This window comes from Dactylosporangium aurantiacum (assembly GCF_000716715.1).
Classification (GTDB): domain Bacteria; phylum Actinomycetota; class Actinomycetes; order Mycobacteriales; family Micromonosporaceae; genus Dactylosporangium; species Dactylosporangium aurantiacum.
This window is the reverse complement of the sequence record NZ_JNYJ01000001.1, coordinates 104,072-115,655: the sequence shown is the minus strand read 5'-3', so window position 1 is coordinate 115,655 and position 11,584 is coordinate 104,072. Positions and strand designations below refer to the sequence as shown.

Below are 11,584 nucleotides of genomic sequence, written 5' to 3'. Positions count from 1 at the left end.
AATCTCATGATCCTGCCTGTCGATCGGGGGACCTGGCGGGGATCCGGACCGGCGAGGTGGTGGCCTCCCGGCCGTGATCTGGGCGGTGTGCGAACAGGGCAACATGAACAGCCACGAGCAGCGGCAGCAGACCGTTGACACAAGGCGGTGCGTCGACGGTCGCCGGCATCGTCACGCCGGCTGCCATGCATGAGAGAGCGCTCTCTCAGGACCACGAGTGTTACGCCGACGTTGCCGCGCCGTCAAGACACACTTCTATCGCGACGTGAAAAATCCCGAATGTCGCTTTGAGCGGCCCACCACCAAGGCCCGGCGACCTTGACGCGGGCACACCCTCCCACTTTAATGACGACATTATTTAAGTCTCGATAGAAACTGGTCGCGGCAACACCCCCACGTTCGGCTGGGACCAGCACCACCCCACCCTGTCGAGCGCGCGACCGTCACACCGCGGCCAACCCCTGCGGTCGCTTCGGCACGCCGGTCGGCACCCATCGAAAGGGCAGACACCGTGTCGGGACGACACAGGCTCGCGGCGTTACTCATGGCGGCCGCCCTGCTGACCGGTTCGCTCGCGGCGTGCGGCGAGCCCGTGGCGGACGCCAGGACCCTGACGTACTGGGCGAGCAACCAGGGCAGCAGTCTCGAGTTCGACAAGCAGACCCTCGCGCCGGTCCTCGAGCGCTTCGAGCAGCGCACCGGCATCCACGTCAAGGTCGAGGTCGTGCCGTGGTCGGACCTGCTCAACCGGCTCCTCGCCGCCGCCACGTCCGGGCGCGGCCCCGACGTGGTCAACATCGGCAACACCTGGTCGGCGTCGCTGCAGGCGACCAACGCGCTCATCGCGTTCGACCCGCAGGCGTTCGAGCGTATCGGCGGCCGGGACCGGTTCGTGCCGGCGGCCCTCGCCGCGGCCGGCGCCCCGGGCAAGGCCCCGGCGGCCGTGCCGCTGTACTCGCTGTCGTACGCGCTCTACTACAACAAGCGGATGTTCGCCGACGCCGGCATCAGCAAGCCCCCGGCGACCTGGGAGGAGCTCGTCGAGGTCGGCAAGCGCCTCACCAACGGCAAGCAGTGGGGGCTGGCGGTCGAGGGCGCGAACCCGTCGGAGAACGCGCACCACGCGTTCACGTTCAGCCAGCAGTACGGCGGTGCGTGGTTCGACGCCAGCGGCAAGCCGACGTTCGACACCGACCAGAACGTCAAGGCGATCAAGCGGTACATCGACCTCATGGCCGTCGACAAGATCGTCAACCCGAGCAACGCCGAGTACGCCAAGAACGAGTCGCTGTCGGACTTCGCCAACCGCAAGGCGGCGATGCTGCTGTGGCAGGCGGCCGGGTCGGCGTTCCAGGCGCAGGGCATGAGCCCCGAGGAGTACGGCATCGCCCACGTGCCGTTCCCGGCGAACCCGCCGGCCGGCGGCAAACGGGTCAACAGCATGGTCGCCGGGATCAACATCGCCGTCTTCCGGCACAGCAGGAACCTGGAGGGCGCGATGGAGTTCGTGAAGTTCATGACCAGCGACGCCGAGCAGGTCGCCCTGAACAAGGTGTACGGCTCGCTGCCGTCGGTGAAGGCGGCCCTGGCCGACCCGGCGTTCCAGGCGCCGGAGCAGAAGGTCCTCGCCGAGGTGCTGGGCTCCACGGCGTCGCCGCTGCCGCAGGTCACCACCGAGAGCCAGTTCGAGACCCTGGTCGGCGCGGTGATGAAGGAGCAGTTCGCCAACGCGGCGAACAACAAGCCGATCACCGAGGCCGGCATCCGCGCGAAGCTGCGCGCCGTCGAGCAACGGATGAAGGGATGAGCGCCCCCCGCCCCGGCTGGGAGGGCGCCCGCGGCACCGCGACCGCACGACCGCGCGGGGCGGCCACGGTGCCGGTGCGCCGCCCCACCCACGCCGCGCCCGACGTGCGCCAGCACCACGCCCGGGCCGTCGGCGCCCCGCCACCGCGCCGCCTCAGCGAGGGGCAGCGCCGCCGGCGGCGGCTGTGGCGCACCACGTACCTGCCGTACCTGCTGGTCGCGCCGGCCGTCCTGCTGGAGATCGCGATCCACGTCGTGCCGATGCTCGCCGGCGTGTGGATGAGCCTGCTCGAGCTGACCCAGTTCCACATCCAGGACTGGTCGACGGCGCCGTTCGTGGGGCTCGACAACTACGCCGCGACCGTCGACGTCAACGGCGAGACCGGCCGGGCCCTGGCCAGGTCGTTCGTCATCACCGTGCTGTACACGTCGCTGTCGGTGTTCCTGTCATGGCTGTTCGGCCTGTCCGCGGCGGTGTTCCTGCAGCGGCCGTTCCGGGGCCGGGCGCTGCTGCGCACGCTGTTCCTGACCCCGTACGCGCTGCCGGTGTACGCCGCCGTCATCACCTGGGGGTTCCTGTTCCAGCGCGACACCGGCCTGGTCAACCACGTCCTGGTCGACCAGCTCGGCCTGGTCGACGGGGAGCGGCCGTTCTGGCTCATCGGCGAGAACAGCTTCTGGGCGCTGCTGGTGGTGTCGGTGTGGCGGACCTGGCCGTTCGCGCTGCTGTGCATCACCGCGGGGCTGCAGAACGTCTCGACGGAGATGTACGAGGCGGCCGCGATCGACGGCGCCGGCTTCTGGCGGCGGCTGAGCGCGGTGACGCTGCCGTCGCTGCGCCCGATCAACCAGGTGCTGCTGCTGGTGCTGTTCCTGTGGACGTTCAACGACTTCAACACCCCGTACGTGCTGTTCGGCGGCTCCGCGCCGCCGGAGGCGGACCTGATCTCGATCCACATCTACAACAGCTCGTTCAGCACCTGGGACTTCGGCATGGGCTCGGCGATGTCCGTGGTCCTGCTGCTGTTCCTGCTGCTCGTGACGGCCGTGTACCTGATCATCACGAACCGCCGGAGGATCCATGCGTGAGAGCCGGGGCGAGCGGGTCGCCCGCTGGATCGTGCTGAGCTTCCTGGCGATGTTCGTGCTCACGCCGCTGTTCGTGATGGTGAGCTCGGCGTTGAAGCCGCTGCGGGACGTGCAGGACGACTTCACGTGGCTGCCGTCGACGCTGACCTTCCAGGCGTTCGTGGACATGTGGAGCACCGTCCCGCTCGGCAACTACCTGCGCAACAGCGTGGTCGTGGCGTCGGTGGCGGCGCTGTTCTCCGTGTCGATCGCGGTGTTCGCCGCGTTCGCGATCAGCCGGTACCGCTTCCGCGGGCGGGGCGTGTTCTCCGTGGCGGTGCTGTCCACGCAGATGTTCCCCGGCATCCTGTTCCTGCTGCCGCTGTTCCTGATCTACGTGAACCTCGGCACCGCGACCGGTCTCGAGCTGTACCAGACGCGGCTCGGGCTGGTCATCACGTACCTGACGTTCTCGCTGCCGTTCTCGATCTGGATGCTGGTCGGCTACTTCGACTCGATCCCGCGGGGACTGGACGAGGCGGCGCAGGTCGACGGCGCCGGGTCGATGCGCACGCTGTTCACGGTCATCCTGCCGACCGCGGTGCCCGGTATCGTCGCCGTCACCGTGTACGCGTTCATGACCGCCTGGGGCGAGGTGCTGTTCGCGTCGATCATGACCGACCAGGACAGCCGCACCCTCGCGGTCGGTCTGCAGGCGTACTCCACGCAGTTCCAGGTGTACTGGAACCAGGTGATGGCCGCGTCCCTGGTCGTCAGCGTCCCGGTCGTGGCCGGGTTCCTGGCGCTGCAGCGGTACTTCGTCGCCGGCCTGACCGCCGGCGCGGTCAAGTGAGCCCGACCCCCAAGTAACCCGTCCTCAAGCAGGCATTCAGAGGAGAACCGTCCCGTGCTGGATCTGTCCAACCTCCCACCGAACTTCATCTGGGGATCCGCGACCGCGGCGTACCAGATCGAGGGCGCCGTCACGGAAGACGGCCGTGGACCGTCCATCTGGGACACCTTCAGTCACCTGCCGGGGATGGTCGACAACGGCGACACCGGCGACGTCGCCTGCGACCACTACCACCGCTGGCCGCAGGACGTGGCGCTGATGCGCCGGCTGAACCTGGAGGCGTACCGCTTCTCGGTGGCGTGGCCGCGGGTCGTGCCGGCCGGGACGGGCCCGGTCAACCCGGCCGGCCTCGACTTCTACGACCGGCTCGTCGACGGGCTGCTCGAGGCGGGCATCCGGCCGTTCGTGACGCTGTACCACTGGGACCTGCCGCAGGCGCTGCAGGACGCGGGCGGCTGGCCGGACCGGGCCACGGCGGAGGCGTTCGCGGACTACGCGGCGGTCGTCGCCGGCCGGCTCGGCGACCGGGTCGCGGACTGGAACACCGTCAACGAGCCGCTGTGCGTGTGCTGGATCGGCCACCTCGAGGGCCGCATGGCGCCCGGCGAGCGGCACCTCACCCGGGCCGTGCACGCCTCGCACCACGTGCTGCTCGGCCACGGCCTGGTCAACCAGGCGATCCGCGCCTCGGCGCAGCTGCCGCCGGCGGTCGGGATCGTGCTCAACCTGAGCCCGACGGAGCCCGGCACCGACCGGCCGGAGGACGTGGCCGCGGCGCGGCGCGCGGACGGGCACATCAACCGCTGGTGGCTGGATCCGCTGTACGGGCGCGGCTACCCGGCCGACATGCTCGACACGTACCAGGTGGACCCGCCGGTCCGCGACGGCGACCTGGAGCTGATCGCGGCGCCGACGGAGTTCCTCGGCATCAACTACTACTTCCGGCAGGTCATCGTCGACGACCCCGACGGGCACGCGCCGTTCATCCGGCAGATCCCGGTGCCGGGCTCCGTCGAGACCGCGATGCCGTGGGAGGTGTACGCGAAGGGTCTGGAGGACATCCTGGTGTCGGTCGCGCAGACGTACCAGCCGCGCAGCATCCTGGTGACGGAGAACGGCTCGGCGTGGGCCGACACGGTCGAGCCCACCGGCGAGATCCACGACAAGGAACGCGTCGACTACCTGGAGCAGCACCTGGAGGCGGTGCGCGACGCGGTCGTGCGCGGCGCCCCCGTCGACGGCTACTTCGCCTGGTCACTGCTGGACAACTTCGAGTGGGCGTACGGCTACGACAAGCGGTTCGGCCTGGTCCGGGTCGACTACGACACGCAGGAGCGCACGATCAAGGCCAGCGGCCGCCGGTACGCGGAGCTGATCCGGGCCCATCGCGCCGCTCACCCGGTGACCCACGACGCGGTGATCTAGGGTCGATGGTGGTGCCGCCGGGTATGCACCCCCGGCGGCACCACAGGACCTGCCACCGAGGAGACGTGATCATGAGCTCTGACACCGCGAGCTGGGACCCGGCGCCGGACGACGAGGGTCAGCTGTCCGCCGAGGACACCCTGTCCGACCGTGGCCTCGCCGACGCGCTCGACGAGGGCTACTCCCCGCCGGAGAAGCCCCTGGGGCTCAACGCGTTCGGCGTCACCCAGGCCGAGGCGCAGCGCGGCGAGTCCTGGGACCGGCGGCTGCGGCAGGAGGAGCCGGACCCGGTGGCGCGCCTCGACCTCGACGACTACGGCACGACCACCGAGTCCGACGAGTTCTTCGACGCCGAGGAGGTCGGCGACCGGCGCGCGGGCCGGCTCGTCGCCCCCGACGAGGGCTGGGGCGAGGACGAGGAGAAGGACGAGATCGGCTCGGACGTCGGCATCGACGGCGGCGCCGCGTCGGCCGAGGAGGCCGCCATGCACATCATCGACCCCAACCGGGACTGAACCCGCCGGGCGTGACGGGCGGTGGCCGCCTGGTACCCGAGGGCGAGCACCGCCACGCCCGCCGCCCACAGCACGTACCACCCCGTCAGGGCGAGCAGTCCCGTCACGCAGAGCAACGCCACGACTGCGGTGCGCCGTGACCAGCTGCGGGCCGGGAGAAGCCGGACGGCGGCGGCGGTGCCCAGCACGTACACCACGACGAACGACCCGGTGGTGGCCAGCAGCAGCGGCCCCGACCCGACCCCCAGCGGGCCCGCGACGGCGAGGCAGGTCCCGGCCAGCCCGGCCACCACCGCGAGGGAGCGCCGGGGCACCTGCCCCGCGCCGGCGCCCCTCGCCAGCCACGCCGGCATGGCGCCGTCGCGGCCCAGGGCGGCGCCGAGCTTGGCCGCGCCGGCGAAGTAGGCGTTCATCGCGCCGGCGGTGAGCAGCAGCGCCACGACCGCGGTGAGCAGCTTCACGTCATGCCCCAGGCCGATGGTGAGCAGCTCGGCGAGCGGCGCCTGCACCGTACCGGCGGAAGGACCGAGGACGAGCTGGCTGGTGGTGGCGACGAGCAGGTACAGCACGCCGACCACGACGACCGCGATCCAGGTGGCGCGGGGCACGTCACGGCGGGGGTCGCGGTAGTCGGCGGCCAGTGACGTGAGCGCCTCCCAGCCGGCGAACCCCCACACGAGCACCGCCATCGCCGGGCCGATCGCGAGCCAGCCGTGCGGGGCGAACGGCCGCAGGTTCGCCAGGCTCGCGTGCGGCAGCGCGGTGAGCGTCGCCACGAGCAGCAGCCCGGCCAGGACCGCGGCGAGGCCGAGCTGCACCGGGCCGGACAGCCGCACCCCGCCGAAGTTCATCGCGGCGACCAGCACCACGAGGGCGCCGGCGGTCAGCATCGTGGTGCGGTGGCCGCCGCCGAGCGCCGCGGTGACGTACGCGCCGCCGAACGTCGCGGCGGGCAGCACCCCGACCGGGACGGCCAGGTAGAACGTCCAGCCGACGACGGCGGCGGCGCGCGGGCCGAACGCCTCGGCGACGTAGGTGGAGACGCCGCCGGCGTCGGGGTAGCGGGCGCCGAGCGCGGCGAACGTGGCGGCCAGGGGCGCGGACAGCACGATCAGCGCGAGCCAGGCCACGAGCGAGGCCGGGCCGGCGACCTGCGCGGCGAGGGCCGGCAGCGCGATGACCCCGGTGCCGAGGACCGCGCCGACGGACAGGGCGGCGCCTTGCTTGACGGTGAGCACGCCCTCGACGCTAGGCTCGGGCTTGGCATGGTTGAAGTGCCAATTGATCACCGAATGCATTGGGCCAAGTTGGATCTGCACATCAGCCTCGCTGGCCGCGGCGACCGCACCGACCGCATCTACCGGCAGGTCCGCGACGCGATCCTCGACGGCCGGCTGCGCGCCGGCGAGCGGGTCCCGCCGAGCCGGGAGCTCGCCCGCGGCCTCGCCGTGTCCCGCAACACCGTCGCCGCCGCCTACGACCGGCTCGTCGGCGACGGGTTCCTGCAGGGGCGGGCCGGCGCCGGCACGTTCGTGGCGATGCCGGCGCCGGCGGCCGGGTCGCGGCGGGCGCCGGTCGGCGCGCTGCGCCCGTCGCCGCGCTGGGCGGCGGTGACCGAGGCCCTCGACCGGGTGCCGCCGGTGCCGCCGGCCCGCTACGACCTGCGGCCCGGCCACCCGGACGGCACGCTGTTCCCCCTCGCCACCTGGCGGCGGCTGCTGGCCCGGTCGCTGCGCGCCACCGCCGACTACGGCGACCCGGCCGGCCTGCCGGCGCTGCGGGCGGCGGTCGCCCGGTCGGTGGGGCTGTCCCGGTCGGTGCGGGCGTCGCCCGCCGACGTGATCGTCACCCACGGCGCCCAGCAGGGCCTCGACCTCATCGGCCGGGTCCTCGTCGAGCCCGGCACGGTCGTGGCCGTGGAGGAGCCCGGGTACCGGCCGGCGCGGCTGGCGTTCGAGGCGCTCGGCGCGCACGTCGTGCCGGTCCCCGTCGACGGTTCCGGCCTGGTCGTGGACGCGCTGCCCCGCGCGGCGCGGCTGGTGTACGTGACCCCGTCGCACCAGTACCCGCTGGGCGTGCCCATGACGATGCCGCGGCGCACCGCGCTGCTCGGGTGGGCGCAGCGGCACGGCGCCGCGATCGTCGAGGACGACTACGACAGCGAGTTCCGCTACTCCGACCGGCCCCTGGAGCCGCTGCAGAGCCTCGACCGGGCGGGCCGGGTCGTCTACGTCGGGTCGTTCGCCAAGACGCTGCTGCCGGCGCTGCGGCTGGGGTTCCTGGTGGCACCGGCGTCGCTGCGCCCGGCGCTGCTGGCCGCGAAGCGCCTGGTGGACTGGCACGTCGAGCCCGGCGCGCAGGCCGCCCTGGCCGCCTTCATCGACGAGGGGCTGCTGCGCCGGCACGTGCGCACCGTGACGCGGGTGTACGCGCACCGCCACGACCTCGTCACCGCCGCCGCCCGCGGGGTCCTCGCCGACCGGTTCACGCTCGTGCCGTCCTCGGCCGGGCTGCACGTGACGCTGCTCGCCGCCGGGCACGTCGACGTGCCGGGCGTCGTGGCGCGGCTGCGCGACGCCGGGGTCGCGGTCGAGCGGCTCGCCGACTTCTTCGCCGCCGCCCCCGACACCGCGCCGGGCACCGCCGACGGGCTGGTCGTCGGCTACGGCACGGTCACCGCCGCGGACCTGCCCGCCGCCCTCGACCTGCTGGACCGCGCGTCCCGCCGGACGGGGTGACAGACGGCCGCCGGCCGCCCCGCTACCGTGTACGGATGCTCGTGCGCCGCGCCGCCGCCCTCACCGCGCTCGCGCTCTGCCTCACCGGCGGGTCCGCCGCCTGCGGCGGACCGCCGAAGCCGCGGGCCCAGCCGGCGCCCGCCGCGACCCCGGCCGCGCCGGCCCCCTCGTCGGCGTCGCCTGCACCACCGGCCGCCGCGACCACCCCGCCGGCCGCGCCGGCCGCCGCCGGCCTCCCGACGATCACCTACACGCGGGCCGCGGCCGGCTTCCCCGCCGACCCCGACCAGTCCTCGACGGTCCCGCTGACCGAGGCGCTGCACCCGACGGCGAAGCTCGCCGCGTACGACGCGCCCGGTGGCACCGCCCGCGCGTACCTCACCCCCGACATCAGCGGCGTGCGGCTGGTCATGCCGATCGTGGCGCGGCGGGCCGGCTGGGTCGCGGTGCTGCTGCCGACGCTGAACCGCAGCGTCGGCTGGCTCCCCGCGGGCGGCTGGAGCACGGTGCCGCTGCGTGACCAGCTCGTCGTGCGGCGCGGCGCGTACACGCTCACCTGGCTGCGCGACGGCGTCGCCCAGCACACCTGGACCGTGACCGTCGGCGCGGCCGCCACCCCGACCCCGCTGGGACGCACGTTCGTCCTGGGCCGCTCCAGCCTGCCGAGCAAGGTCTACGCGGGGCTCGACGTCCTCGCCCTCGGCGCCGTCCCCGACGACAAGGGCGCCGTCGCCGAGGGGCTGCAGGACGCGCACACCGGCATCCACGCCTGGTACCGCGACGAGTTCGGCTACCGGCGGTCCAACGGGTGCGTGCGGATGCCGCCCGCCGCGCAGAAGATCCTGCTCGACGCGATCCCCAGCGGCACCAGCGTCGTCGTGCTGCCGTAGGCCCGCTCCGGTGCGGCGATCAGTCGGATAGGTGCACCTTCACGGGCGCTTCACCGCCGACGGCTTACCGTTGGGAAGATGATCCGTACAGTGGCACTGATTGGTATCGACGGGGCCGGCAAGTCGACCCAGGCGCGGTGGCTCGCCGACTGGCTCGACGCCAGCGGCACCCCGGCCCGCTACCACCGCAACGCCGCGGGACGGGTCTTCTTCGGCCGGCTGGCGCAGCGGCTCGGCCGGCGCGACGCCGAGCACCTGCTCGGGGTCCGGCTGTTCCTGCTGATCGAGACCCTGCTGCGGGGCCTGGCGATCACCCGGGCGCTGCTGCTGTCGCGGCTGACCGGCACGGTGGCCGTCATGGACCGGTACACCTACTGCCAGTACACGAGCATCACGGTGCGTGGCGGCAGCCCCCGGCTGGCCCGGCTGCTGTTCCGCCTGCTGCCGCAGCCCGAGCTGGTGTTCTACCTGGCGGTGCCGCCGCCGGTGGCGCAGGCCAGGGTCGAGGCGCGGGGCAAGGACCACGAGGAGCTGGACTACCTGACGGCGTCGGACGTGGCGTACCGGCAGCTGCCGGAGGCGGCCGGGTTCACCGTCGTGGACGCCGGCGTGGACCCGTCGGCGGTGCAGACCCAGCTGCGCGAGGCGCTGCGCCGCGACCACCTGCCCGACCAGGCGTGGCGGCGCCCGTCACGGAGCGCGCAGCACCTGCTCCCGATCGGGTGACCTGATCGCCGGGCGCGGACACGGCGGCCCGGACGCCGGTTAGCGTCGATGTCGGGCCCTGCAGGGGCTGGCGAAAGGAACGCGTGTGTTCTCCACCGGCGACAACCCCGCGGCGCGGCTACGGCACGAGCTGCACACCCCGCTGACGTCGATCCTCGCCTACACCCGGCTCCTGCGCGACGACCTGGCCGGCGCGCCCGCGGCGGAGGCGCTGAGCGAGGGCGTGGCGTGCCTCGACGCGATCGACCGCAACGCCGTGCGGTTGCAGCGGTACGTCGACGGCGTCGTCCTCCCGCTCGCCGCCACCGACCCTGCCGGCCGCCCGGCCGCCGGCGCCGGTGACGGCCCGCCCCGGCCGGGCACGACCGACCTCGTCGCGGTGCTGCGCGACGCCGTGGACCTGGCGCGGCGGGTCGCGGTCGCCGGCGCGGTGAGCATCCACGCGGACGCGCCGGCGACGGTCCTGGTCGCCGTCGACGACCTCGTCTGCCGGCACCTGGTCGGGCAGCTCGTGCTGTGGCTGGCCACGGCGGCGCCGAGCCGGGCGCACATCGAGATCGCGCTGCGGGCCGACCCGGTCCCGGCGATCGACGCGAAGATCGTCGCGCACGGCGAGCTGACCGCGCCGCACCCGCGGCCGAGCGACCCGCAGCGCCCCGCCGACCTGCGGGTCGCCAGCGCCGTGGCGAACCTGTGCGGCGGCGAGGTCCGCCTCGACGAGACCTCGTTCCGGCTGACCCTGCCCGCGAGCGTCCTGGCCACGGCGAGCCGGCTGGCGCCCTGAGGACCCCGCCCACCCGCCCGGCGCGACGCCTTCCGCGGCGGGTCGGCGGCGTCCTGGTCAGAGGTCGACGATGCCGTCCAGCTCGCCGATGGTGCGCCGGACGGTGGGGCCGTGGGCGGTGAGCAGGCGGGCCTCGTGGCGGTGCGCCTCGGCGACGGCGTGGGCGAGGCCCAGGGTGCCGTTGAGCCGCGACGCGAGCCGCCCCAGGCCGACCGCGTCGCCGCCGTCGAGCGGTGCGACGGTGACCGTGCCGAGCAGGGTGTCGAGGCGGGCGAGCTCCTCGGCGTACGCGAGCTCGCTGCGGGTCTCGGCGAGCGCGACGGCCGGCACGACGACGGCGCCGCCGTCGGCGAGGACGGTGCTCACGAGGTCGTCGACGCCGGCCTTGCCCTGCGTGTACGCCAGGACCGCGGACGGGTCGAGCACGAGGCCGGTGACGGCGGTCAGGTCCGTCATGACCAGCCCATGATCTCGCGCACCTGCTCGCGGGACTCGGCGCGGGCCTCGGCGGTGACCCGGCCTCCCGCGTCGTCGAGCCGCCGGCGGGCGCGGGCGTGGCGCTCGTCGTCGGGTGCGGGCGGCGGGGCGGCGCCGGCTCCGGGGTCGATCTCGGTCATTGCGTGACCGTACCGCGTCCCATCGATCGGCGCGGTCCTCTGAAACGCCGACGTTCGGCGGCCGTCTCCCGCCGGAGGCTCCTGGACCGCCGGCGACGGGCGGTGGCGGCGACCGGCGCGGCCTTTCGCACGCGGACGCCCGGCCCGCCCGGCCAGGTCCCT

The 11,584-nt window shown here is 73.7% G+C and carries 11 protein-coding genes and 1 pseudogene; 9 read left to right on the top strand and 3 right to left on the bottom strand.

Going from position 1 to position 11,584, the window contains the following annotated elements; all coding sequences use genetic code 11:
* The first annotated feature begins 511 nt into the window (after positions 1-511).
* The 5 genes from OP18_RS00510 to OP18_RS59425 all read left to right on the top strand — a co-directional run bounded on the left by OP18_RS00510 (position 512) and on the right by OP18_RS59425 (position 5,667).
* Positions 512-1,807 carry an ABC transporter substrate-binding protein gene (locus tag OP18_RS00510; RefSeq protein ID WP_245635208.1) on the top strand — a complete coding sequence of 432 codons (1,296 nt, stop codon included), beginning with the start codon at positions 512-514 and terminating at the stop codon, positions 1,805-1,807.
* Entirely contained in the window at positions 1,804-2,895 is a 1,092-nt protein-coding gene (locus OP18_RS00505) for a carbohydrate ABC transporter permease (protein ID WP_081970127.1), read from the top strand. Before OP18_RS00510 ends, OP18_RS00505 begins: the two co-directional genes overlap by 4 nt.
* Positions 2,888-3,727 carry a carbohydrate ABC transporter permease gene (locus OP18_RS00500; protein ID WP_033356642.1) on the top strand — a complete coding sequence of 280 codons (840 nt, stop codon included), beginning with the start codon at positions 2,888-2,890 and terminating at the stop codon, positions 3,725-3,727. The genes OP18_RS00505 and OP18_RS00500 overlap by 8 nt, the downstream gene beginning before the upstream one ends.
* A gap of 54 nt (positions 3,728-3,781) precedes the next feature.
* A complete protein-coding gene (locus OP18_RS00495; protein ID WP_033356641.1) occupies positions 3,782-5,152 on the top strand; it encodes a GH1 family beta-glucosidase in 1,371 nt (456 codons plus the stop codon).
* 71 nt (positions 5,153-5,223) lie between these two features.
* The gene (locus tag OP18_RS59425) at positions 5,224-5,667 is read left to right on the top strand and encodes a DUF5709 domain-containing protein (RefSeq protein WP_211273394.1); all 444 of its coding nucleotides are present in this window, start codon (positions 5,224-5,226) and stop codon (positions 5,665-5,667) included.
* On the opposite strand, the pseudogene OP18_RS00490 reads toward OP18_RS59425, so the two are convergent.
* A pseudogene (locus OP18_RS00490) lies at positions 5,613-6,965 on the bottom strand (APC family permease); the annotation flags it as partial. The gene OP18_RS59425 and the pseudogene OP18_RS00490 overlap by 55 nt on opposite strands.
* Before the next feature lie 9 nt (positions 6,966-6,974).
* On the opposite strand from OP18_RS00490, the gene pdxR reads away from it, so the two are divergent.
* From pdxR to OP18_RS00470, 4 genes are all read left to right on the top strand, one after another.
* Positions 6,975-8,405: a MocR-like pyridoxine biosynthesis transcription factor PdxR gene (pdxR, locus tag OP18_RS00485; protein ID WP_033356640.1), complete on the top strand. Its 1,431-nt coding sequence runs from the start codon at positions 6,975-6,977 to the stop codon at positions 8,403-8,405.
* Between the two features lie 35 nt (positions 8,406-8,440).
* Positions 8,441-9,295, top strand: coding sequence for a L,D-transpeptidase (locus OP18_RS00480; RefSeq protein WP_081970123.1), 855 nt, complete (start codon positions 8,441-8,443; stop codon positions 9,293-9,295).
* A 78-nt stretch (positions 9,296-9,373) separates the two neighbouring features.
* Positions 9,374-10,021, top strand: coding sequence for a dTMP kinase (locus tag OP18_RS00475; protein ID WP_081970121.1), 648 nt, complete (start codon positions 9,374-9,376; stop codon positions 10,019-10,021).
* Positions 10,022-10,106: 85 nt separating this feature from the next.
* A complete protein-coding gene (locus OP18_RS00470; protein ID WP_033356638.1) occupies positions 10,107-10,805 on the top strand; it encodes a histidine kinase dimerization/phospho-acceptor domain-containing protein in 699 nt (232 codons plus the stop codon).
* A 57-nt stretch (positions 10,806-10,862) separates the two neighbouring features.
* On the opposite strand, the gene OP18_RS00465 is transcribed toward OP18_RS00470, so the two are convergent.
* Together OP18_RS00465 and OP18_RS56725 are read right to left on the bottom strand one after the other, a co-directional pair.
* Entirely contained in the window at positions 10,863-11,261 is a 399-nt protein-coding gene (locus OP18_RS00465; RefSeq protein ID WP_033356637.1) for a PIN domain-containing protein, read from the bottom strand.
* The gene (locus OP18_RS56725) at positions 11,258-11,422 is read right to left on the bottom strand and encodes a hypothetical protein (RefSeq protein WP_156089208.1); all 165 of its coding nucleotides are present in this window, start codon (positions 11,420-11,422) and stop codon (positions 11,258-11,260) included. Before OP18_RS56725 ends, OP18_RS00465 begins: the two co-directional genes overlap by 4 nt.
* Positions 11,423-11,584: the final 162 nt, after the last annotated feature.

Coding starts and splice junctions, on each gene's coding strand:
- OP18_RS00505 (WP_081970127.1), top strand. CDS start 1,804: ATGAGCGCCCCCCGCCCCGGCTGGGAGGGCGCCCGCGGCACCGCGACC.
- OP18_RS00500 (WP_033356642.1), top strand. CDS start 2,888: ATGCGTGAGAGCCGGGGCGAGCGGGTCGCCCGCTGGATCGTGCTGAGC.
- OP18_RS59425 (WP_211273394.1), top strand. CDS start 5,224: ATGAGCTCTGACACCGCGAGCTGGGACCCGGCGCCGGACGACGAGGGT.
- OP18_RS00480 (WP_081970123.1), top strand. CDS start 8,441: ATGCTCGTGCGCCGCGCCGCCGCCCTCACCGCGCTCGCGCTCTGCCTC.
- OP18_RS00475 (WP_081970121.1), top strand. CDS start 9,374: ATGATCCGTACAGTGGCACTGATTGGTATCGACGGGGCCGGCAAGTCG.
- OP18_RS00465 (WP_033356637.1), bottom strand. CDS start 11,261: ATGACGGACCTGACCGCCGTCACCGGCCTCGTGCTCGACCCGTCCGCG.
- OP18_RS56725 (WP_156089208.1), bottom strand. CDS start 11,422: ATGACCGAGATCGACCCCGGAGCCGGCGCCGCCCCGCCGCCCGCACCC.